We start from the raw sequence: 20767 nt of genomic DNA on the forward strand, positions 1-20767 counted from the left end.
GATGAAGACCGGGGCGGATCCGGGACATCACGCGTCGGCCCGGCTCAGGTCGTAGCCGTTTCGAAACACCTCCCGGCCGTCTTCCGCGATCTCCACCTTCTCCAGCTTCAAGGAACGCATGGACACCTGCAGTGTCTGTCGGTAGGTCTTGCCTTCCGCCGTGTTGACGAGCACCACGGCATCGCCTTCATCGGACCGGGATGTGGAGACGATGCGATAGGACGTCTCCGTCCCCTTGCCGTCGCCCGATGCCCACACCATCCTGCCTTTGGTGAAGTCGAACAGCCAGCGGTCGTAGGAATACACCGTCTTCCCCGGACCGTCATCGAAAACGAAGTAGAGGCTCAGGCCCGAAGGCGTCAGCAGCGCCGCGTGCATGCGGCAAGGCAGGGTGACCAGACGCTCGGCCTTGCCCCAGTCCCGGTAGGTCAGCGTCCCGCGCCAGGACCCGGCCAGGTGGCCGAGCAGCGGGTTCGGCGCCGCGTCGTAAAGGGCGAACGAATTCCGGGCGCCCAGTGTCGCGAGCAGGCCCAGAAGACCGAGGAGAAGCGGGCGACGTTGCATGTCAGCACTCCGATCGACGGGGGCGTCGTCAGGGCCGGACTGTGAGGGGGCCGGCCCAACGCTGATGTGGCGACGCGATGAGTTGAGGCCCTCCGGACATCAACTCACGGATTCATGGGTTGGGCGCCCCGACCGCGACCGTCACCTGGCGATGGTCGGATAGAGATCGTCCATCCACACCACCTCGTCCGCGTAGGACTGGAGGTCGGTCGACAGATTGGCCTGCAGGCCACTGACCCAGACTTCCTTCTTGAGATCGGACTTGACGTAGGAGATCGCGTCTTCAAAGTCGCCGTCGCCCGCCGACAGGATCAACCGGTCGTAGACGTTCTGCACCGCGAGTTTGATCAGCAGCGTCGCGATCGCGACGTCCACGCCCTTCTGCACTTCACGGTCGAACTGGACGCCGCAATCCGGACATTGAAGATGCAAGTTCTTCATCTCGTACAGCTGGACGCGGATCTTCGGACCTCGCGGCGGCGCTGCCTTGAGCCACGTGTGGAACGCGCTCTGCTGATCCGTCGCCAGGTCGCGCGTGGAGTTCAGGTAGTAGCTCTCGTAGAACGGACCACCGTTGCGCTGCACGAGCTCGTTCTTGAGCTTCAGGTAATCGAACGGACGGCCGCGACCCACGTTGAACAGGTAGGCGCCGTCGATGATCCAGACCGTTTTCATGCTTCCTTTCGGTTGAGCAGATTCTAGGCAGCAGACCTGCGACGCGCGTCTCCCAGACCTAGACCGGCACGAACATCCCTTCGCCGCCGTGGTCGTATAGCCTGACCGGTCGATTCCGCTGCATCACGGAAGCCAGTTGCTGGCGCAACGCGTTGGAACTCATGGCCTGCGGTTCGGGGACATGGCGTCCCTCCTTGTAGCGCTGCACGCCGCGAGGCGAGAGCAGAAAGTCCAGCCGCACGCGCCAGCTCGAAGCCACGAGACTGGCCTGAAGTGCGGGCGACAGCGCATGAACCGTCCGATCCAACAAGGCCAGCAGTCGAGCAAATCGAGCGAAGGTGGAGGGCTCATCGACAGAGCGCGAGCAGATCAGGATGGCCGGAGCTGGAACTGCCGGTGAGGTGTCGACGATGTCGGAGAACTTCCAAAGCGGCTCGTGGTGCGCGATCCGGTTGCGCACATCACTGAACTCGAGGAACTCCAGGCAAGCCGCATGACGGGCGTGGCGGTGGAACCAGTTGGGCGACGCACCGTGCCGGCTCAGCGGATGGTCCGGAAGGATCCTGGACAGAAGCGTGGGGAACTGCTTCGACACCCAGGTGAGGATCCTGGGCCAGAACCCAAAGGTCAACCTGGACACGATTTCATCCGGAGAGAGCACGGCCTGGGGCGCATTGTCGCGAACCCGCCTGATCTGATTTTTCGCTTCAGCTTTCAACGACCCCGCATGGATGTCCCACCAATGGCAACTTGAACTGGCGCCCATGCTGGCATTCAGGCTGAGCTCGCAATGGATGCTGTTGCGCAGGGCGATCTCAAGGTAGGAAAGAAGCTTGGACAGCTCGCCACAGACCTCTCCATTCCACATGTAGAGGCCGACGGCCGTGTCGGCGTCGACTTTCCAGTAGCCCCGGTAGCTATCGAGACGAGGTTTGGAGATGACCCGTTCGAACATTTGACTCTGAGGATGCATCCAGGCTTGTCCCCACGCGCTCGCTGGAGTAAATTTCCACCCCTGACGCGCCGGTTAGACAACCCGAAAGGGCGCGACCCGGTGAAAAGAGTGTGAAGGCCTCCGCAAGGAGGCTTTCCGCTTTCTGGAGCAGGCTTCGGCGCAGTCCTAAGCCACCGTCGACACGCGCTGCGTGCGCTCCAAGGTCTTCTTGGGTGACACCAACGTTAGCGTCGCGCCCGGCAAGAACAATGACCTCCACTCGTGGAGGAGGCGCGGTTGCCTACGACAACGCGTCAGAGCACCCACTGCAATCAGCGAACAACGAAAAAAAGGGCGTGCATCCCTGCACGCCCAAAGGGGCACCGGTAAAGGTCCGGTCGCATTTGAAAGGGGCCGGGTCTTGCCCGGCCGGGGCTCAGGCTGGCGTGGTCCAGCCGCCGCCCAGGGCGCGGACGAGTCCGACCGTCGCCTGGTACTGCGCGGCCTGCACCTGCAGCGCCGCGCGGCGGTTGCGCAGCTCGCTGCGGCGCGCGTCGAGCAGGTCGAGCTGACTCACCAGCCCGTTGCGGTAGCGCGAGTCCGACAGCGCCGTCGCACGCGTCGACGACTGGACCGCCTGCCCCTGCACTTCCGCCTGCTGCGACAAGGTCTGCAGACCGACCAGCGAATCCTCGACCTCGCGCAGCGCCTGCAGCAGTTGCTGGCGGTAGCTGGCCATCGCGAGGTCCAGGCCCGCCTTCGCCGACTCCACGCCCGCCTTGCGGCGGCCGCCGTCGAAGATCGGCAGCGACAGCAGCGCATCGACCGACCACGCGCGCGCCGACCAGCGGAACACGTCGCTCAGCTCCGGCGACGCGTAGCCGCCGTTGGCCGTCAGCGTCAGGCTCGGGAACCACGCGGCCTGCGCCACGCCCACCCGCGACTGCGCCGCCAGCAGGCTGCGCTGCGACGCAGCCACGTCCGGGCGACGCGCCAGCACCGTGCTCGGCAGACCCGATGGAATCGACGGCAGCGGCGCGAGCGCCGTGTCTTCCGCCACCTTGAAGCCCGACGCGGGCTCGCCCAGCAGCACCGACAGCGCGTTCTCCAGCTCGGCGCGGCGGCGGTCGAGGCTGATCGCCTCGGCCTCGGTCGCGGCGACTTCCGTCTGCACGCGCGCCAGGTCCAGCTCGGCGACGTCGCCCGCCTGATAACGACGCTGCGTCAGCGCCAGCGTCTCGCGGTAGGCCGCGACGGTGTCGCGCACCAGCCGGCGTTCCTGATCGGCGAAACGCAGCGCCAGGTAGGTCTGCGCCACGTCCGCCTGCACCATCAGCCGCGTGGATTGCAGCAGCGCTTCACGCGACTGCGCATCCAGCGAGGCCGCACGCGTCGCCTCCGACAGGCGGCCGGAGAGATCGACCTCCCAGCTCGCGCCCAGGCCGGCGTTGTAGACCGTCGTGGCGGCCGGGCCCTGGCCCGCCACCGTGCCGCGTGTGGCACCGGCGCTGGCGCCAACCTGCGGCAGGCGATCCGCATTCGTGCTGCGCAGCAGCGCACGCGCTTGCGCCAGTCGCGCCGCCGCGCCTTGCAGGTCGTTGTTGCCGACCAGCGAGCGGCGGATCAGATCGTTCAGCGTCGCATCGCCGAACGCCAGCCACCAGTCGCCGCGCGGCTCGGCATCGGCCGGCGGGGCCACCGCCCAGCGCGCCTCGCCTACCGTCGCGGTCGCGGCCGCGGTCGCCTGCGACTTGAAGGCCGTCGGCGTCGCCGGAATGCGCGATTCGTCGATCGGCGGCGGTGTCGCGCAACCGGCCAGCACCAGGGCCGCCAGCAGCGTTGTCATCATCAGTTTCGTTTTCATGGCTCGAATCCTTTATTCGTGCTCGTGGCGCGGCGCGGCGGGATGCGGACGGGCGTTGCCGCCCGCGCCGAAATCGTGGCCCTCGCCCTGCGCGGGCTGCACGAACGCCTCGACGTCATGCGGCACCTCGCCGTGCTGCTTGAGCGGCCGGTTGCCGGTCAGGCGGCGCACCACCACGTAGAACACCGGCGTCAGGAACAGGCCGAAGGCCGTCACGCCGATCATCCCGGCGAACACCGCCACGCCCATCGCGTTGCGCATCTCGGCGCCCGCGCCGGTGGCCAGCACCAGCGGCAGCACGCCCATCACGAATGCCATCGACGTCATCAGGATCGGACGCAGACGCAGCCGGCTCGCCTCGATGGCCGCCTGCAGCGGCGTCCTGCCGGCGAATTCCAGCTCCCGGGCGAACTCCACGATCAGGATCGCGTTCTTCGCCGACAAGCCCACCAGCACGATCAACCCGATCTGCGTGAAGACGTTGTTGTCCCCGTGGCTCAGCCACACGCCGGTCATCGCCGCCATCAGCCCCATCGGCACGATCAGGATGATCGCCACCGGCAGCGACAGGCTCTCGTACTGCGCGGCCAGCACCAGGAACACCAGCAGGATGGCCAGCGGGAACACCCACACGCCCGAATTGCCGGCCAGGATCTCCTGGTAGGTCAGCTCGGTCCACTCGTAGCTGATGCCCGGGGGCAGCGTCTCCGCGGCGATGCGCGCGACCGCGTCCTGCGCCTGGCCGGTCGAGTAGCCGGGCGCCGCGCCGCCGTTGATGTCGGCCGACAGGAAGCCGTTGTAGCGCATCGCGCGTTCCGGGCCGAAGCTCGGCTCGACCTTCATCAGCGCCGACAGCGGCACCATCTCGCCCGAGGCCGAACGCACCTTCAGCAGGCCCACGTCCTCGGCACGGGCGCGGTAGGCGGCGTCCGCCTGCACGCGGACCGTGTAGGTGCGGCCGAACTTGTTGAAGTCGTTGACGTACAGCGAGCCCAGGTAGATCTGCATCGTGTCGAACACGTCCGTCACCGCCACGCCCAGCTGGCGTGCCTTGGTGCGGTCCAGGTTCGCGTACAGCTGCGGCACGTTGACCTGGTAGCTGCTGAACAGACCCGCCAGTTCCGGCGCCTTCTGCGCCTTGGCCATGAAGGCCTTCACCGCGCCGTCGAGCGCCTCGTAGCCAAGGCCGCCGCGGTCTTCCAGCTGGAACTTGAAGCCGCCGGTGGTGCCCAGGCCCTGCACCGGCGGGGGCGGGAACATCACGACGAAGGCGTCCTGCAGCTGACCGAAGTCGGCGTTCATCTTGGCGGCGATCTCGCCGGCGGACAGGCCCTTGCCGGTGCGCTCGTCGAAGGACTTCAGCGACGCGAACACGATGCCCGAGTTCGAGCTGTTGGTGAAGCCGTTGATCGACAGGCCCGGGAACGAGATGGCGTGCTCCACGCCCGGCGTCTTCATCGCAATCTCGCTCATGCGGCGGATCACGTCTTCGGTGCGGTCCAGCGTGGCGCCGTCCGGCAGCTGCGCGAAGCCGATCAGGTACTGCTTGTCCTGGCCCGGAACGAAGCCGCTCGGCACCGCCTTGAACAGGCCCACCGTCAGGCCCAGCAGGGCGGCGTAGACGATCAGCATGATCACCTTGCGCGAGATTGCCCGGGTCACGCCGTTGCTGTAGGCCTTGGCGCCGCGGTTGAACAGCCGGTTGAAGCCGCCGAAGAAGCGGCCCAGCACCTTGTCCATCGCGCGGGTCAGCCAGTCCTTGGGCGCGTCGTGGCCCTTGAGCAGCATCGCGGCCAGCGCGGGGGACAGCGTCAGCGAGTTGACCGCCGAGATCACCGTCGACATCGCGATCGTCAGCGCGAACTGCTTGTAGAACTGGCCCGTCAGGCCGGTGATGAAGGCCAGCGGCACGAACACCGCGACCAGCACCAGCGCGATCGCGATGATGGGACCCGACACTTCGCGCATCGCGCGGTAGGTCGCCTCACGCGGACTCAGGCCCGCCTCGATGTTGCGCTCGACGTTCTCCACGACCACGATCGCGTCGTCCACCACGATGCCGATCGCCAGCACGAGGCCGAACAGCGACAGCGCGTTGATCGAGAAACCGAAGAGATGCATCACCGCGAAGGTGCCGATGATGGACACCGGCACCGCCAGCAGCGGGATGATGGACGCGCGCCAGGTCTGCAGGAACAGGATCACGACCAGCACGACCAGCGCCACCGCTTCCAGCAGCGTGTGGACGACGGACTCGATGGACGCCCGCACGAACTGCGTCGGGTCGTAGACGATGGAGTAGTCCACGCCTTCGGGCATGGCCTTCTTGAGCTCGGCCATCGTGGCGCGCACGTTGTTCGAGATCTCGATCGCGTTCGAGCCCGGGGCCTGGAAGATCGGGATCGCCACCGCGGACTTGTTGTCCAGCAGCGAGCGCAGCGCGTATTCGGCGGCGCCCAGCTCGATGCGGCCCAGGTCGCGCAGACGCGTCACCTGGCCGTTGGCACCGGACTTGACGATGATGTCGCCGAATTCCTGCTCGTTGTTCAGACGGCCTTGCGCGTTGATCGGCAGCTGCAGGTCGATGCCCTGCAGGCCCGGCGAAGCGCCGACGACACCGGCGGCCGCCTGCACGTTCTGCTCGCGGATCGCCTGGACGACGTCGCTGGCCGACAGGCCGTGCTCGGCGACCTTCTGCGGGTCCAGCCAGACGCGCATCGAGTAGTCCCCCGAGCCGAACAACTGCACCTGGCCCACGCCCTGGATACGCGCCAGGCGGTCCTTGACGTTCAGCACCGCGTAGTTGCGGAGGTAGGTCATGTCGTAGCGGTCGTTGGGCGACAGCAAGTGCACGACCATGGTCAGGTCGGGGCTGCTCTTGACCGTGGTCAGGCCGAGTCGGCGGACCTCCTCGGGCAGGCGCGGCTCGGCCTGCGAGACGCGGTTCTGCACCAGCTGCTGGGCCTTGTCCGGGTCGGTGCCCAGCTTGAAGGTGACCGTCAGCGTCATCAGGCCGTCGGTGGTCGCCTGGCTGCCCATGTAGAGCATGCCTTCGACGCCGTTGATCGATTCCTCGAGCGGCGTGGCCACGGCTTCCGCGATGACCTTGGGATTGGCGCCGGGGTACTGCGCGCGGACGACCACCTGCGGCGGCACGACTTCCGGGTATTCCGAGATCGGCAGCACGCGCACGGCGAGCAGCCCGGAGACGAAGATCAGCACCGACAGCACGCCCGCGAAGATCGGGCGGTCGATGAAGAATTTGGAGAGATTCATGTCAGTCTTTCAAGTCGACTGGAGAAAACGGCAAAGGTCCCCCCGCGGGGCAGCGTCGCGCCGCCCCGGAGGCTGTCCGTCGCCCCATGGGGACGGGTCTTGCCCGTCCCTTCGGGTTCAGGTCAGGTCTTGTCCGCCTTGGGAGCGCCGTCCTTGGCCTGGATCTCGGCCTTGGCGTTCATCGGGACGATGGTCGGAGCGACCAGCGCACCGGGGCGGACACGCTGCAGGCCGTTGACGACCACGCGTTCGTTGGCCTTCAGGCCCGACGTCACGACACGCAGGCCGTCGACGTTGGCGCCCAGCAGGACCTCGCGGTAGCTCAGCGTGTTGTCCGCGCCGACCACCATCACGAAGCGCTTGTTCTGGTCGGTGCCGACCGCGCGCTCGTTGACGAGCACGGCCGCGCTCTTCTTGGCCTGGCCCAGGCGGATGCGGGCGAACTGGCCCGGGATCAGCGCGCCGTCCTTGTTGTCCAGCACCGCGCGCACGCGCACCGTGCCGCTGCGGGCGTCGACCTGGTTGTCGATCAGTTGCAGCTTGCCGTTGAACGGCGTGTCCGCGGTCGCGGCCGTGCCGATCTGGACGGGGATGCTCGACAGGGCGCCGGAGGCGATCCTGGCGTTGCCGTGCAGCTCGTTCAGCGCGCGGGCGACGGTGCCTTCGTCGGCATCGAAGCTGGCGTAGATCGGGCTGACCGACACCAGCGTCGTCAGCACCGGCGCGCCCGGACCGGCGGCCACGAGGTTGCCCTGCGTCACTTCCAGCTTGCCGACGCGACCGGCCACCGGCGCCTTCACCTGCGTGTAGCCAAGGTTCAGCTTCGCCGACTGCAGCGCGGCCTGCGCGGCGCGCAGGTTGGCGTTGGCTTCATTGGCGGCGTTGCTGCGCTCGTCGAGCTCGCGCTGCGCGATGGCGCGCTCGCTCCACAGGCGGGTGGAGCGCTCCAGCTCGCTCTTCGAATAGCTGACGCGGGCCTGCGCGGCCAGCACCTGCGCTTCGGCGCGGTCGACCTCGGCCTGGTAGGGCGCGGGATCGATGGTGATCAGCAGTTCGCCGGCCTTGACCAGCGCCCCTTCCCGGAAATGCACCGACTGCACGGCGCCGGACACGCGGGCGCGCACATCGACGCGCTCCACGGCTTCCAGGCGGCCCGAGAACTCGTCCCACGCGGCCACTTCCTGGCTCGCGACGGTGGCGACGGAGACGGGAATCGCCTGCGGCGCGCCCGACGGTTGGTTGGCGACCGCCTGCTGGCTGTGCAGGCCGACGACGAGGGCCCCGACGACCGCGGCGACGGCGGTGAGCGAGGTGGCAAAGATCTTCTTGTTCATGGTGGGTGCTCCGGTGACGGGGGTAGACGTTGGGAGTTCTTGGCGGGCTCTTGAGGTCAGGCGGGTTGCAGTCGGCGCTTGCCGGCCGGTGGGATCAGGGACAGGAAATCGGCCAGCTTCTGGCGCAGGGCGCTCGCCCAGGGCAGCTGGAGGGCGGACAGCGAGGGCAGCTTCATCAGGCTGCAGGGCCAGCCGCTGGGGCCGGCGATCAGCGCCTGCTGCACGTCGACGCCGGCGCGCTTCATCGCGCGGGCATAGGCCAGCGCCTCGTCGCGCATCGGGTCGTCCTCGGCGCTGACCACCAGCGCCGGCACCAGGCCCGACAGGCGGCCGGTGTTGGCCGGCGCGGCGTAGGGGTGATCGCCGTCCTCGCATTCGCCGAGGTAGGCGCGCCAGCCGTGCATCCAGCGGCACTCGCCGTAGCCGGCGTCGGCCTGGCGCAGCGAGGCGGTGCCCATGCAGGGATTGAGCATGGGCCCGATCAGGATCTGGCCGGACAGCTTGCGGTGGCCCTGGTCGCGCGCCATCAGGGCCAGCGCGGCGGCGAGGTTGCCGCCGGCTTCTTCGCCGGCGACGATCAGCGGCGCGCCCTTGCCCGACAGCTTGGCGCGCGCCTTGTGCACGCCGGACAGCAGCGCGTCCAGCGTCTTCAGCGCGGTCGGGAACACGGTGGCCTCGCCGGTCGGGTAGTCGACGTCGACGACGACCGCGCCCGCGTCCGCCAGCAGGCGGGAGACCAGCTCGCCGCTGTCCAGGTCGCCGCGGGTGAAGGCGCCACCGTGCAGATGCATGACGACGGGTGCGTCCTTGCGACGCGCCGCGCCCTTGTACACGCGCACCGGCACCACGCCGTCGCCGGCGGGCAGGAGGTCGTCGTGGCAGGAGGTCAGCGGCAGCGCATCCATGGCAGGGCCAAAGGCCTGCTCCCCGTGGGGGCAGACCGGTTCATGTTGCAATGCAGCGAAGTTTGGAGACTGGACGCCGTCCGATAAACAGCCTGGAGCGCGAATCAGCGTTTCATCGACGAAACAATCGATCGGGCAGGATGGCGACCTCGCGCGCGCGCAGACGCGCCGGGTTGTGTTGACGGAGCAGTGGCGGTGATGACCGCCGTCAGGGGTCAAGGATGGACAAGCTCAATGCCATGCAGGCTTTCGCACGCGTCGTGGAAGCCGGAACGTTCACGCGGGCGGCGGAATCGCTGGACCTGCCCAAGACCGCGGTGACGCGGTTGATCCAGTCGCTGGAGGACCACCTCAAGGTCAAGCTGCTGAACCGCACGACGCGGCGCGTCAGCGTGACGCCGGACGGCGCCGCGTATTACGAGCGGGTGACGCGGCTGCTGTCGGACATCGAGGAACTCGAGGGGTCGGTGTCGCATGCGCGCGCGGCGCCGAAGGGGCGCATCCGCGTGGATGTGGCGTCGAGTGTGGCGCGCTTGCTGCTGATTCCTGCACTTCCGGAGTTCTATGCAAGACATCCGGACATCCAGATCGACCTCGGCGTGTCGGACCGGCCGGTGGACCTGATCGGCGACAGCGTCGACTGCGTCGTGCGCGGCGGCGAGATCACCGACCAGTCGCTGGTCGCGCGCCGCATCGGCGACTGGGGTTACGGCTGCTGCGCGTCGCCGGCCTACATCCAGCAGCACGGCCTGCCGCAGCATCCGCTGGACCTGGAGTCCGACCAGCACCACGTGGTCAGCTATTTCTCGACGCGCACCGGCAAGCGTTTCCCGTTCGACTACAGCAAGAACGGCCAGCGCTACGAGATCTACGGCCACTACAAGGTCTCGGTGAACGACGGCAACGCGTACATGACCGCGGGCCTGACGGGGCTGGGCGTGATCCAGGCGCCCTACTTCATGATCAAGCCGCACATCGACTCGGGCGAGCTGGTGCCCTTCCTCTGCGACTGGGAATCGGACCCGCTGCCGCTGTACGTCGTGTACCCGCCGAACCGGCACCTGAGCACCAAGCTGCGCGTGTTCGTCGACTGGATCGCGGAGCTGTTCGAACGCCATTCGCAATGGCAGAAGCAGCTGGTCGCAAGCTGCGAGGCCAAGCGCACCGAGTCGGACGCGGAATACATCCCGCTGCAGGCGAATGCGGCGAAGCAGGCGGTGCTGAGCGCGGCCTGAGGCACGAGGCACGAGGCACGAGGCACGAAGCACGCGGTCGAGGTCGAGCTTTGAGGCTTCACACCGTCCCGACGCCGCTTGAGCGTCACGGCAAGCGCCCATAATCGTCGCCAACCTCCGGTCGCCGCCAAGCCTTCGGAAGCGTTCGCGCCTCCGGCCGCGGGGGTTCCCCGCGGCGCTTTCCACAGTCAGTCATCCGGCGCCGATACTCAACCGCGCTGCCGCGCGGAGCTGTATCAGCAGGACCCGTCAGTTGGCGGCGCATCGGGGGTCACCTCTTGCCTCCCCCGTCGCCGCCATTGCGGCGTCGACAAGGACCGCCCGCCGCCGATGACCGTTGCCGCGCCGTTGACCTATCCCCGCTGGATCGCGCTGGCGCTCGCCCGCGCGCTGCAGGCGGACGACGAGTCACCGCGTGCCCGTGAGGCCGAGGCGCTGCAGGCGCGTGCCGAGCAATGCCTCGGCGCCGAGGCGCGGCCCTGGCTGAAGCCGCTGTGCGTGGCGCTCGCGCGATGGACGACGCCGGTGTGGCGGGCGCATTCGGTGAGCAGCCTCGCCGAAGCGCTGCTGGAGATCGGGGCCTTCCACGAAGGCTTCGATCGCGAACGCTTTCCGCGACCGACGGTGCGGCGCCTGCTGCTGCGACCCTCGCGGATGCGGCCCTTGCCTTTCGCGCTGGAACACCTGGCGCTGCCGGACTGGCCGACGGAGGCCGACCTGGCGGCGTGGCTCGGCCTGACGCTCGACGAGCTCGATCGCTTCGCCGGTCCCGCGCGGCAGTACCGGGAGTCCATTGCCACGCCGCAGCGCCCGCATGTCACGCCGACGCCTCACTATCGATGCCTGCTCGTGCCGAAACGCCGCGGCGGCCTGCGGCTGCTCGAAGCGCCATTGCCGCGCCTGAAGGCCATCCAGCGGCGTCTGCTCGACGGCCTCCTGAACACGCTCCCCTGCCACGAAGCCGCTCACGGATTAGTGCCGGGCCGCAACGTCGCGACGAATGCGACCGTGCACGCCGATCAGGACTTCGTCATCCGCTTCGACCTGCGCGACTTCTTCCCCAGCATCGGACGCGCTCGGATCGCGGCGACGTTCCGGACGCTGGGCTTCTCCGACGCCGTCGTCGAACGGCTGACGACGCTTTGCACGGCGCGCACGCCGGTCGCGGTGCGAGAGCGCCTGCGCGAGGACGGCTCGATCGACTTCGACGGCGCGAAGCGGCTCGCCTCGCCGCATCTGCCGCAGGGCGCGCCGACATCGCCGGCGCTGGCCAATCTCTGCGCATTCCCGCTTGACATGCGGCTGGACGGGCTCGCCCATCGCTTCGGCGCGCGCTACACGCGGTATGCGGATGACCTCGTGTTCTCCGGCCCCGCAACACTGCGCCGCGATCAACGTGAGTTCCGCGCCTGGGTGCAGGCGATCGTCGAAGACGAGGGCTTCTGGCTGCGACGCGACAAGACGCACGCGATGCCCAAGGGCGGCCGGCAGCAGGTAACCGGCGTCGTCGTCAATGCGAAGCCGAACCTCGCGCGGGAGGACTTCGATCGCTTGAAGGCAGAGCTGCACCGGCTCGGCAGGTCGAGCGCAAGCGGCACGGTTGATCCGGCACTGCGTTCACCGCTGCTCGGGCGTCTCGCGTGGGCCAGGCAATTCCTGGCACCCTCGCGGGTCGAGAAGCTGCAGCGGATGTTCGACGCGATCGCGTTCGACGCGGCTCGCTGACCTCACTCGTTTCGCATTGCAGCGCCGCGCTCAGCCAGCAAGTGCGTGAGCAGGCTGCGATGGCAACGCTCCGGATTGTCGCAATAGCAGCCCATCGACAGATTGGACGTGTGCGACAGAACCGCCAGCGTGTCCAGCAACTGCGATGGCGCGGACTCGCTCATCTCCTTGCGATACGCGCGGGCGAAGGCGGTCCATTGCTTGTCGTCCTCGGCCGCCCGGCCTTGCGCCATCAGCTCCGCGCTGGGCGAGAGCAATGGCAGCCAGCTGTCGTAGTAGTCCAGACGCCCGTAGTCCTCCTTGCGGATCCCGCGCGGCGGGCGACGGACGGTGCCAAGACGAGGGCCCTCGTCGGGCAGGCGCGGTGTGACACCGAGTTGGACGATGCGGATGCTCATGGCGACATGATCACGCGGTGTCGACCGGATTTCCAGGAGGGAATCCTGGGGCCGGATCGATGCCCAGCTGCTGCGGTCGAAGGGCCTTGGTCCCCTGGCTCGTGTGGCGCTGAGCGAGCTGCACGACACAGCGAACGCCGCAATTCAACCAAGACTCTCAATGCGCGCTTTAGGCTGGAAGCGGACGGACATCAGGCACGATTCAGAGTCCTGACGAGCAGCTCCGCCGGCCACAGGCCCATGTGTCCACAGCCCATGGTGGGAGTCGCGGCGGACAGTGAGCCTTCGACCATCACCCGCCTCCCGTTGAGACGACGACAGGCTTCTCGGTCGAATCCAAGTGAGCCAGTCCCGACCCATAGCCAAATCGAGGACCGATACCCATCGGCTCGCTCGTCGGCTGGGAAGTGACTCACACACACGTCTTCAAAGTCGAAACTCAGGACCCCCTCAATGCGGATGTCCAGACCTTCCAGCTCAGGGAGGCGTGCCAGAGCTTCGTTGACCGACAGGTGGTAGTCCATGGGGGCGGAGCCTACTTCAACTTGGTCCGCTTCCGCTGCGATGCAGCCGCGGCTTCAGGCTGGGAGCGGAAGTTGGTGGTTGGCGCGGCGGACGATCGATTTCCGCCGTAGCGGCCCTCAATGAAAGACGACCTCGGGTCAGATCACTTCATCGCGCGGGCTTCTCTCACCCCAGCGACTGGCGCGCAAAGCGCAGCGCAATCAATTGCGAACCCAGTCCGCTTCCGATGAAGACGGCGCGGCGATTGGAGGAGAGTTGGCCAAGCCAGTCGAAGACTCCACCATCGGCCAGCGGAAGCTCACCTCCGTCGGGTGCCGGCACCCATATTCGATAGCGAAGTCCGCCCGAGTAATAAGGATGCTCTAGAGGCTGCAGGTCGGCGCTCAGGATGTCGGCAATCCGGGACCCGAGTTGCCGCTTTTCCGCCGACACGAGCACCTCCACGCGAGGCCGGTGCAGTGAGTAGCCCAACTGTTCGAGCCGAAGCAAACCTGCAAGCATCGTGCGCACATGCAGCACCACCGCCTCGACCGTGAACGCGTGATCCTTGCGTTCAACGCCCCCGCTTCCGAGGGCGAACAGACGAAAGTGTTGGGCGTATCCTGGTTGCCTCGGAAAGGGTTGGGCTCGCAGGACGCGGTGGCTTGTGGCCAGGTGAACATCAGCCGCCGAGGATGCCCGCATTCGCAGCGAACACTCCAACGCGAGAACATTCGTCGGGTCCGATACGACCTCGGTCGACCGCAACGCTGACAGGACGCGGTTCTGATGAGAGGGACCAACAACCGAACAGGCCCCCATGGGAGCCACCGGTGACAGTTCGACCGCCTCGAAGCGCTCGGCGGCCACCAGCAATTGAGCGTCGATGGCAAGCATTGCACGGAGGTCAATCGCCGACGGTGCGCAAAAGGGGTCGCGGACATACTGATCGACCAGTTCGCTCGCGCATCGCGCCTCGGCTCGTGCATGCATCACTTCAAGCAACAGCGATTGAAGAGCAGAGCCAGTCAAACCGTCTGCCAGCCGACTAAAGGCCGCTGCACCTACCGAATCGACTATCCACGCGCGATCTGCCATCCGCAAAATAATACAGCCGGCGCGGAATCACGTCCGCCTTGCGCTTGAAAGTCTGCATTCGTTGCAAAGCCGTTGCGACGTCAGGTTTGGAGCGGACGCACATGGCTCAGATAGTGGAGGGTGATGGAACCAGTCGCGGGACAAGTGCTCGGAGTGTCAACGCACCCCCTTAGACCTCGCCTTCGAGATTCACAAACGCCTGCACCTCCTCGTCAGTGGGCGGCCAAGCCGCACCTCGCACGTCGAGCAAACGCGCCAAGCTGAGAAGCTGCATTAGGTCTTCGGCCAACAGGCTGGTAGTGGCGCTTTCCGCTCGATACCCTTCGGTCGTCAGTGTGACTGTGTAGCCCGCTCGGCGGAGGGTCGATAGGGCCGCAGCCAGGGTGTTGAGCGCGGAGGTGAGGAACAGGCGTTTGCTCATTCCACCATCGTAGGCGCAACGTCCGCTTCCGCTGCCAAGCAGTCCCTCGCGGAGCCGTGATCACGCTGCTGAGCCTGAGGTCCAACCGCGGAAACGCGCACGCACCCGCCGCAAATCCGAATCCGCGCCCTCCTTACATCCGCTCATCCGCCGCCCATGCAGTTCACGCCGCCGCGCTGCGTCTTCGTCTCCTGGTGCTCGAAACGCGGGGCGTCGATGACGACACTCCATCCATCGACACAGCCCACCGATCCAGGAGAACGACATGACCCACCGCTTCAACATCGAATCCGCCACCAGCCGCACCATCAAGGCGGTCGCTTTTGGGGCGGTCGCTGCGGTGGTGATGGGCCTGGGCATCGCGCACGCAGAAGGCCAGCGCGAAGCGCGCGCTCAAATCGTCGCTCTGGATCCGGTGGTGATCACCGTGAAGCGCCAGCAACTGCCGACGGTCTACGTCACCGGCCGCCGCGACAACTCGGCCGATGGCGCCCAGGTCGCCTCGGCGCTGTGAATCCCGAAGGTTGCGCGGCATCGATGGGGACATCCATCGGCTGAAGCCCAAGGATCATTCCCCCAGCAGAACGCCCGGCTCGCGCCGGGCGTTCTGCTTTTAAGGTCCGTTTCCGCCCCCGCTCCAAAGCGTCCCTCCGTCCCGACCACGGGCAGCAGATGAGCAACGAGTTCTCCTTCGCAGCCCCAGTCCATCCAACGCTGCGTTCCCATGGCCAACAATTGGATCCTGCACGCACCCGCTCATCCGTTGTCCATGGTTCTTGACCCTTCACCCTGCTCGTCCTCACCGCGGCCATGGCCGCCGCCTCGGCGCTGTACTTGGCCGCGGAATGGGGCAGCGTGCGCGAACGTTCGCTGCAGCTCTGGAGCACGGGCTTCGCCATCATCGCCGTGGGCAGCGTGCTGGCCCTGCTGCGTTCCAGCGGCCATATGCTGTTCGGAATCTGGTTTCCGAATGGCTTGCTGATCGGCGCCCACTGGATGTTCCTGGCCGGCGTCGCGCGATTCACGCGCACCCGGCTGCCACGCGCCTGGTGGTTGCTGGTCGTCGTCTGGCTCGCGATGCTGCTTCTGCCCGACGGGCCCTGGTGGTCCAAGGCGATGCTGGGCATCCAGTCCCTGCTGATTGCCGTCATCACCCTGCGCGCGGGCCTGCTGCTGCGCCCTCACGGCGGCATGTTGAGCCCGGGCGCGGCGCAACTGCGCTTCGTCCTGCTGGCACACGGCCTGTTCTACCTCGCCAAGGCCGCCTCGGCCATGGCGCCGGACGCCTTCGTCAGCCTCGCGGGCTTCCGCGGCACGGTGATCCTGGTGTCACTGGTGGAAGGCGTGATGGCGATCATGCTGCTCGCGATGTCCATGACCGGCACCGAGCGACATCGCCGCGGGGAGCGCATCGCCGAGATCGCCGCACGCGACCCGCTGACCAATCTGGACAACCGACGCGCGCTCTATCTGCGCGCCCCGGCGCTGCTGGACCAGGCTTCCCCGGCCAACCCCTGCGCCCTGCTGCTGATCGACATCGACCACTTCAAGCAGGTCAACGATCTGCACGGCCACGCCGCCGGGGATCGCCTGCTGATGACGCTGAGCGACCTCATCCGCGGCGCACTGCCCCCAGGCGCGCTGGCCGCGCGACTGGGCGGGGACGAATTCGTGATCCTGCTGCAAGGCGTCTCCGATGCCGCCGCGCATGCGCTGGGCCAGAACTTGCGCGAGGCGTTCTCTCGGCAGGCGCGCGAGATGTTCGTGACGCCTGAGCCGGTGTCGCTGAGCATCGGCGCGACCTTGTCCGGCCAGCCCGACGCGGAACTGTCGCACTGGCTCAAGCAGGCCGACGAGGCCCTCTACGCCTCCAAGCGCCAGGGACGGGACCGGATGGCGCTGGTCCCGTTCGTGCCCGGATCGGCGCGCATCGCTGGGAGTCAAATGGGTGGCAAGATCTGGCCCCCAAGAAGCCATTCCGACAACGACGCCCCATCCCGATGAACGAACAAGCCCTGACCGCCGCCCTTGCCGACACCCTGCGCGTCGCCGACAACGACGTGGACGCGCTCCTGGCGCTCGAAGCGCTGTCGCGTGCCGGGTCTGCACCAGCGGGCGAAGCGATCATCGCGTTCCTTCGTTCCGGTTCGGAGCCCTATCTGGCGCACCCCGCGCTGGAGCGTCTGGCCCGGCGCGCGCCTGCGCTGCTCATCCCGGCCACGGAGGATGAGCATCCGTCCGTGGCGGCGGCAGCGAAACACGCCTTGCTGCGGGAACCCACCAACGAGGCGCTGCCGTTCTACCTTCGCCTGCTCAAGTCCCGAAGCGCGGAAGACATCGCCACGGGCCTGGCGAGCTTGGGACGGCTGTCCAGCTCCGAGGTCCGCGTGCCCTTGCTGAAAGCGCTGGCGCACCGCAGCCCCAGCGTCCGCGTCGCAGCGGCGGAAGCGATCCGGCGTCGCGCCGACGGCAGCTGGGTGAGCGATCTGCTGGACGCCATCGGCGCGCTGCGTCGTGAGGAGAAGGCGAAGAAGAAGGACTTCTCCACGGTCATCGAAACCCTCTGCGCCACGGTGGTCGACAAGGCCGAGACGCCCCAGCGCGAGCGGTTGATGCAGGGTCTGGACGACGACGACGCGCGAGTGCGCCGCACCTGCATCGACGCGCTGGGCCGGGTCGGCGATGAGGCCGCGGTCACGATCCTGTGCCAGCGGCTGGATGACATCGGTGCCAGCGCACCGCTGGTGTGGCGCGATGCCGTGGTGGCCGCGCTCGGGCAGTTGGGCGACGCGCGGGCGATCGGGCCTCTGCGACGCCTTGGCGCCCACGTGACGGCGAAGGCGCTGGGGCAGTTGAAGGCCTTGGAGGCCGCGCCCGACCTGGTGGCCGCGCTCGAACAAGCGAAGACGCCGCGCGACGCCAGCGAGCTTGCTGACGAGCTGGCCCGTCTGGTCGGTCCAGGCGATCAACACTGGCCGCGCGTCGGCCTCTCCTCGGCGTCGCTGCCAGTGCGCCGCGCGGCGGCCCTCCAGCTGGCCACGTCCGATCCCGAAGCGGCGGTGGTCCCCCTGCGCAAGCTGCTGGGCGAAGTGAAGCCGGGTGATGCGATCGGGGTGGCCGAGGCGCTGGTGCGGCTGGGCGACGAACAGGGCTGGGAAGGCTTCTCGAAGGCCCTGGCGGACGATCCGCACCACTGGAACGCCAGTGCGGTGGCGAGCGCCTGCGCGAACCTGCGAGGCCCACGTGTCCACGCCCTGCTGCTGGAGTTGCTGCCACGCATCAGTCACCAGTACGTGAACGACGTCTGCCAGGCGATGGCCGCTCAGGGCGCCGATCTGCTGCCGTCGCTGATCAGCGCCGCAACGGCCTGCGAAGGCGTGAACCCGCGTCATACGCATGCGCTCGGCGAATTCCGCGATCCCGCCGGTGCCGCACTGCTGGCGCCGCTGCTGCTGGGGACGCACTCTCTTCGAGACGGCGCGATGCTGTCTCTGATGAAGACGCCTGACGCCCGAACCAGCGAAGCCCTGGTCGCCGTGTTGGCACAGGCGACCCACGACGAAGAGGTGCAACGTATCGTCGAAACGCTGGCTTCTGTCGCCACGAAGGCGGCGATGCCGGCACTGCAGGACGCGCTGCGTCGCGGTGTCGCTGTCGCTTCCGTCCTGCGTGCGCAGGCTCGCCTGCTCGACGATGGCTCGCGATCCCTGTTGATCGAGCAACTGGCCAGTCAGGACGAGGAGTGCCGTAGCGAAGCTGCCGGCGCGCTGCTACAGCTCGCCGATCCGGCGGCGGGTCGGCCCCTGTTCGATCTCCTGCTGCGGGAGACCGAACTGTCCGTGGTCCACACGGCGCTGGCCGCCTGGTTGAAGTCGAGCACGACCAACGATGTCGAGGTGACCGAGGGCCTGCAGGCGCCGGGCACGCGGGCCTTCGTGCTCGCGGGGCTCCGCCAACTGGAATGGCAGGCATCCGCGTCCGGCGTTTGAGCCCGCCCTTTGACGCTCACGGCGTTGTTCGTCTCAGCCAGAATCGCTCCCCTGCCGCCGCCGAGCCCCGTGAAACAGGCCTGTCGACCTCCTCCCGCTCTCGACCTCGTGTCCGCGGGCAAGGCGCATGGTGACAACCTTGGCGCCGATCCGGCCGCTCCCGCCGATGACGACGATCTTCATGGGATTCGGCGCGCTCATTGGAGGTTGGCCTTGTCAAACCCGAAGGCCGCGTCAGACGCGCCGGGCACGGTCTTGAAGGCCACGTTGGCACGGTTCCACGCATTGATCGACATCACGATGAGGGTCAGGTCCGAGACCTCTTTCTCCGAGAGTTGCGTACGCACCCGCTCGAACAGCTCGTCGGGCACGCCATGCTCAGGCAGCTTCGTCAGCGCCTCGGTCCACGCGAGCGCGGCGCGAACAGCGGCGACTCACGCCAGATTGCCAGGTGATGCAGGCGCAGCGCGCGCTCGCCGTGGATCGTCGCCCGCTTGACGTGTATGTCAACGCACAGGCCGCAGGCGTTGAGCTGCGACGCGCGGATCTCGACGAGGTGGCGCAGGCCTTGCTCGATCGAACTGCCGTTCAGCGAGGCGCTGAAGGCGGCGAATTTCTTGAAGTACTCCGACGACTGTTCGGCATAGTTGAGGCGTTGGGTCATGGTGGCGGATCGCTTTCGATCAGGGTTGAGGACACACCCCCTGAAGACGCGCGAGCAGCCGCGCTTGTGACGAGCCGGTTCAGGACGGCGCGCGAGCCGCCGCGATGCGCACCAGCTGGTCCGGGTTGCGCTGCACGTGGATGCGCACAATCAGTTCGCCGTCGGTCTCGTAGGCCTGGGCTGACTCGAGCACGCCGTCGATGAAGCGCAACACGCCCCATTGGCCGTTGATGACCGCGAGCTCGATCCGAACCAAGGCCTTGAACCGCAGCGACGTCGCATAGAACAGCTGCGCAATGCGCTGTCCTCCGCGTAGCGGTTTGCCGAAGCTCGGCACCTTGCCGCCGCCGTCGCCAATCAACTCGGCCTCCTCGGCCAGCATGGACTTGAGCGCCTTGAAGTCTCCCTGCGAGAGCGCTTCGGCGAACTGGCGCATGACGCGCAGGTGCGCTTCGGGCGCCACGGCGTAGCGCGGTCGTGCGTCGCGCAGCTGCGCTTTCGCGCGGCTCACCAACTGACGGCACGCCACCTCGCTCTTGCCGATCGTCTGGGCCAGCTCGGCATAGTCGGCATCGAAGATTTCGCGCATCAGGAAGGCGGCACGCGCCTCCGGCGCCAGCCGTTCCAACAAAGTCAGGAACGCCATCGACAGATCGTCGGCATGTTCAAGGACCTGTTCGGGAGAACGCGGCGAGTCAGCCAGCTGCGGTTCGGGCAGCCAGAAGCCGACGTAATGCTCGCGCCGCACCTTGGCTGCACGCAGCCTGTCGATCGCGATTCGCGTGGCGATTGCGACCAGCCATGCCTCGGTATTGGTGATCGCCGCCTGATCGGCGTCGTGCCAGCGCAGCCATGCGTCCTGGACGACCTCTTCGGCCTCGGCGGTGGAGCCCAGCATGCGGTAGGCGATGCCTTGCAGGTGCGGGCGCAGGCGATCAAAGATTCCGGTGGCATCTTCCATGCGGTGTCCATGGCGATAGGGTGAACTTGGCGGGAGGCGGTGGGGCCGGGAGCGACACGACAGGTTCCAGTGTCTGCCCACCAGACGTTCGACGGCAGGCGTTTGTGACGCGGCCAGCGCACTATTCGAACTTGATGCTGGCCTTGCTCATGCCAACCATCGCTGCCTTGCCGACCTCCGGCGCTTGCATCACCGCCCCCAAGCCCTAGACTGACTGCAC

General features: G+C 67.4%; 17 protein-coding genes and 1 pseudogene. 5 read left to right on the plus strand and 13 right to left on the minus strand.

All coding sequences use genetic code 11. The annotated features are described in order from the left end of the window. Nucleotides 1-27 precede the first annotated feature (27 nt). From AC07O8_RS15390 to AC07O8_RS15420, 7 genes are all read right to left on the minus strand, one after another. On the minus strand, nt 28-564 hold the full coding sequence (locus AC07O8_RS15390) for a hypothetical protein (RefSeq protein WP_495048856.1): 537 nt from the start codon (nt 562-564) through the stop codon (nt 28-30). Between the two features lie 141 nt (nt 565-705). Next, nucleotides 706-1239, minus strand: coding sequence for an NYN domain-containing protein (locus tag AC07O8_RS15395; RefSeq protein WP_495048857.1), 534 nt, complete (start codon nt 1237-1239; stop codon nt 706-708). 58 nt (nt 1240-1297) lie between these two features. Beyond that, nucleotides 1298-2194 (minus strand): hypothetical protein, encoded by an 897-nt coding sequence (locus AC07O8_RS15400; RefSeq protein ID WP_495048858.1) that lies wholly within the window; start codon nt 2192-2194, stop codon nt 1298-1300. Nucleotides 2195-2609: 415 nt separating this feature from the next. Beyond that, nucleotides 2610-4037: an efflux transporter outer membrane subunit gene (locus AC07O8_RS15405; RefSeq protein WP_495048859.1), complete on the minus strand. Its 1428-nt coding sequence runs from the start codon at nt 4035-4037 to the stop codon at nt 2610-2612. Between the two features lie 12 nt (nt 4038-4049). Then, nucleotides 4050-7313: an efflux RND transporter permease subunit gene (locus AC07O8_RS15410; protein WP_495048860.1), complete on the minus strand. Its 3264-nt coding sequence runs from the start codon at nt 7311-7313 to the stop codon at nt 4050-4052. A gap of 122 nt (nt 7314-7435) precedes the next feature. Then, a complete protein-coding gene (locus AC07O8_RS15415) occupies nt 7436-8647 on the minus strand; it encodes an efflux RND transporter periplasmic adaptor subunit (RefSeq protein WP_495048861.1) in 1212 nt (403 codons plus the stop codon). Between the two features lie 56 nt (nt 8648-8703). Next, complete coding sequence (locus AC07O8_RS15420) at nt 8704-9552, minus strand: alpha/beta hydrolase fold domain-containing protein (RefSeq protein ID WP_495048862.1); 849 nt, start codon at nt 9550-9552, stop codon at nt 8704-8706. Between the two features lie 221 nt (nt 9553-9773). Here AC07O8_RS15420 and AC07O8_RS15425 point away from each other — a divergent pair, with 221 nt between their 5' ends. Then, nucleotides 9774-10787: a LysR family transcriptional regulator gene (locus tag AC07O8_RS15425; RefSeq protein ID WP_495048863.1), complete on the plus strand. Its 1014-nt coding sequence runs from the start codon at nt 9774-9776 to the stop codon at nt 10785-10787. Between the two features lie 78 nt (nt 10788-10865). Continuing rightward, a complete protein-coding gene (locus AC07O8_RS15430) occupies nt 10866-12512 on the plus strand; it encodes a reverse transcriptase family protein (RefSeq protein WP_495048864.1) in 1647 nt (548 codons plus the stop codon). A gap of 2 nt (nt 12513-12514) precedes the next feature. Here the strand turns inward: AC07O8_RS15430 and AC07O8_RS15435 are convergent, their stop codons facing one another. From AC07O8_RS15435 to AC07O8_RS15450, 4 genes are all read right to left on the minus strand, one after another. Beyond that, a complete protein-coding gene (locus AC07O8_RS15435) occupies nt 12515-12910 on the minus strand; it encodes a DUF488 domain-containing protein (protein WP_495048865.1) in 396 nt (131 codons plus the stop codon). A 191-nt stretch (nt 12911-13101) separates the two neighbouring features. Beyond that, nucleotides 13102-13434 carry a hypothetical protein gene (locus AC07O8_RS15440; RefSeq protein WP_495048866.1) on the minus strand — a complete coding sequence of 111 codons (333 nt, stop codon included), beginning with the start codon at nt 13432-13434 and terminating at the stop codon, nt 13102-13104. Between the two features lie 166 nt (nt 13435-13600). Continuing rightward, nucleotides 13601-14419: a hypothetical protein gene (locus AC07O8_RS15445; protein WP_495048867.1), complete on the minus strand. Its 819-nt coding sequence runs from the start codon at nt 14417-14419 to the stop codon at nt 13601-13603. 262 nt (nt 14420-14681) lie between these two features. Beyond that, a complete protein-coding gene (locus tag AC07O8_RS15450; RefSeq protein ID WP_495048868.1) occupies nt 14682-14933 on the minus strand; it encodes a hypothetical protein in 252 nt (83 codons plus the stop codon). Nucleotides 14934-15198: 265 nt separating this feature from the next. On the opposite strand from AC07O8_RS15450, the gene AC07O8_RS15455 reads away from it, so the two are divergent. From AC07O8_RS15455 to AC07O8_RS15465, 3 genes are all read left to right on the plus strand, one after another. Beyond that, nucleotides 15199-15447, plus strand: a complete 249-nt coding sequence (locus AC07O8_RS15455; RefSeq protein WP_495048869.1) for a hypothetical protein — start codon at nt 15199-15201, stop codon at nt 15445-15447. 296 nt (nt 15448-15743) lie between these two features. Next, nucleotides 15744-16937, plus strand: a complete 1194-nt coding sequence (locus tag AC07O8_RS15460; RefSeq protein WP_495048870.1) for a GGDEF domain-containing protein — start codon at nt 15744-15746, stop codon at nt 16935-16937. Continuing rightward, the gene (locus AC07O8_RS15465) at nt 16934-18922 is read left to right on the plus strand and encodes a HEAT repeat domain-containing protein (RefSeq protein WP_495048871.1); all 1989 of its coding nucleotides are present in this window, start codon (nt 16934-16936) and stop codon (nt 18920-18922) included. Before AC07O8_RS15460 ends, AC07O8_RS15465 begins: the two co-directional genes overlap by 4 nt. A 197-nt stretch (nt 18923-19119) precedes the next feature. Here the strand turns inward: AC07O8_RS15465 and AC07O8_RS15470 are convergent. Continuing rightward, nucleotides 19120-19586: pseudogene (locus AC07O8_RS15470) on the minus strand (carboxymuconolactone decarboxylase family protein). A gap of 79 nt (nt 19587-19665) precedes the next feature. Next, nucleotides 19666-20547, minus strand: a complete 882-nt coding sequence (locus AC07O8_RS15475; protein WP_495048872.1) for an RNA polymerase sigma-70 factor — start codon at nt 20545-20547, stop codon at nt 19666-19668. Between the last annotated feature and the right edge of the window lie 220 nt (nt 20548-20767).

Source organism: Roseateles sp. GW821-FHT09G09, assembly GCF_059415965.1.

Coding starts and splice junctions, on each gene's coding strand:
- AC07O8_RS15465 (WP_495048871.1), top strand. CDS start 16,934: ATGAACGAACAAGCCCTGACCGCCGCCCTTGCCGACACCCTGCGCGTC.
- AC07O8_RS15450 (WP_495048868.1), bottom strand. CDS start 14,933: ATGAGCAAACGCCTGTTCCTCACCTCCGCGCTCAACACCCTGGCTGCG.
- AC07O8_RS15390 (WP_495048856.1), bottom strand. CDS start 564: ATGCAACGTCGCCCGCTTCTCCTCGGTCTTCTGGGCCTGCTCGCGACA.
- AC07O8_RS15455 (WP_495048869.1), top strand. CDS start 15,199: ATGACCCACCGCTTCAACATCGAATCCGCCACCAGCCGCACCATCAAG.
- AC07O8_RS15425 (WP_495048863.1), top strand. CDS start 9,774: ATGGACAAGCTCAATGCCATGCAGGCTTTCGCACGCGTCGTGGAAGCC.
- AC07O8_RS15440 (WP_495048866.1), bottom strand. CDS start 13,434: ATGGACTACCACCTGTCGGTCAACGAAGCTCTGGCACGCCTCCCTGAG.
- AC07O8_RS15400 (WP_495048858.1), bottom strand. CDS start 2,194: ATGTTCGAACGGGTCATCTCCAAACCTCGTCTCGATAGCTACCGGGGC.
- AC07O8_RS15435 (WP_495048865.1), bottom strand. CDS start 12,910: ATGAGCATCCGCATCGTCCAACTCGGTGTCACACCGCGCCTGCCCGAC.
- AC07O8_RS15460 (WP_495048870.1), top strand. CDS start 15,744: ATGGCCGCCGCCTCGGCGCTGTACTTGGCCGCGGAATGGGGCAGCGTG.
- AC07O8_RS15395 (WP_495048857.1), bottom strand. CDS start 1,239: ATGAAAACGGTCTGGATCATCGACGGCGCCTACCTGTTCAACGTGGGT.
- AC07O8_RS15420 (WP_495048862.1), bottom strand. CDS start 9,552: ATGGATGCGCTGCCGCTGACCTCCTGCCACGACGACCTCCTGCCCGCC.
- AC07O8_RS15405 (WP_495048859.1), bottom strand. CDS start 4,037: ATGAAAACGAAACTGATGATGACAACGCTGCTGGCGGCCCTGGTGCTG.
- AC07O8_RS15415 (WP_495048861.1), bottom strand. CDS start 8,647: ATGAACAAGAAGATCTTTGCCACCTCGCTCACCGCCGTCGCCGCGGTC.
- AC07O8_RS15475 (WP_495048872.1), bottom strand. CDS start 20,547: ATGGAAGATGCCACCGGAATCTTTGATCGCCTGCGCCCGCACCTGCAA.
- AC07O8_RS15410 (WP_495048860.1), bottom strand. CDS start 7,313: ATGAATCTCTCCAAATTCTTCATCGACCGCCCGATCTTCGCGGGCGTG.